Consider the following 1371-nt stretch of genomic DNA (forward strand, 5'->3'; position numbering starts at 1 on the left):
GAATGTAACAAATTTAAAAATTATTTTGAATTTAAAGGAGAGAAATTATGTCTGCAATTACTGATATTTATGCACGCGAAGTCTTGGACTCACGTGGTAACCCAACTGTAGAAGCTGAAGTTTACACTGAAGCTGGAGGTTTTGGTCGAGGAATCGTTCCTTCTGGAGCTTCAACTGGTGAACACGAAGCCGTTGAATTACGTGACGGAGACAAAGATCGTTACTTAGGTAAAGGTGTTCAAAACGCTGTAAACAACGTGAACAACGCTATCGCTGATGCAATTATCGGACTTGACGTAACTGATCAAATCGGTATCGACGCTGCTATGATCGAATTAGATGGTACAGCAAACAAAGGTAACTTAGGTGCTAACGCTATCTTGGCTGTTTCAATCGCTGCTGCCCGTGCTGCTGCGGATGAATTAAATATCCCATTATACAACTACTTAGGTGGTTTCAACGCTAAAGTATTACCAACACCAATGATGAACATTGTAAACGGTGGTTCTCACTCAGATGCACCAATCGCTTTCCAAGAATTCATGATTATTCCAGCTGGTGCTTCTTCATTTAAAGAAGCTTTACGTTGGGGTGCTGAAACTTTCCACGCATTGAAAAAAATCTTATCTGGCCGTGGTTTAGAAACTGCTGTTGGTGACGAAGGTGGATTCGCTCCTCGTTTTGATGGTACAGAGGATGCTGTTGAAACTATCATCCAAGCAATCGAAGCTGCTGGTTACAAACCAGGTGAAGACATGTTCTTAGGTTTCGACTGTGCTTCTTCAGAATTTTACGAAGACGGCGTTTACAACTACGCTAAATTCGAAGGTGAAGGCGGAGCTAAACGTAACGCTGAAGAACAAGTAGCATTCTTAGAAGAATTAGTTGCTAAATACCCAATCATTACTATCGAAGATGGTATGGATGAAAATGACTGGGACGGTTGGGCATTATTAACTGAAAAATTAGGTGAAAAAGTACAATTAGTTGGTGACGACTTATTCGTAACAAACACTGAAATTTTAGAACGCGGTATTACTAACCACGTTGGTAACTCAATCTTAATTAAAGTTAACCAAATCGGTACTTTAACTGAAACTTTCAATGCTATTGAAATGGCTAAACGCGCTAACTACACAGCTGTAGTATCTCACCGTTCAGGTGAAACAGAAGATTCAACAATCTCTGATATCGCCGTTGCAACTAACGCTGGTCAAATCAAAACTGGTTCATTATCTCGTACTGACCGTATGGCGAAATACAACCAATTATTACGTATCGAAGATGAATTAGGCGATTTAGCTGAGTACCAAGGTCTAAACGCTTTCTACAACTTAGAAAACAAATAATTTCTCTTAAATTAGGGCAATT

At 39.8% G+C, this 1371-nt stretch carries 1 protein-coding gene; it reads left to right on the forward strand.

Annotated features, from left to right (window positions below; genetic code table 11):
• Positions 1-47 precede the first annotated feature (47 nt).
• A complete protein-coding gene (gene eno, locus ACRCJ0_RS14195) occupies positions 48-1349 on the forward strand; it encodes a phosphopyruvate hydratase (RefSeq protein ID WP_419971329.1) in 1302 nt (433 codons plus the stop codon).
• Positions 1350-1371: the final 22 nt, after the last annotated feature.

The organism is Aerococcus sp. L_32, assembly GCF_050689315.1.

Bases quoted from the DNA above. Each gene is read 5' to 3' on its own strand.
- eno (WP_419971329.1), top strand. From the start codon at position 48: ATGTCTGCAATTACTGATATTTATGCACGCGAAGTCTTGGACTCACGT.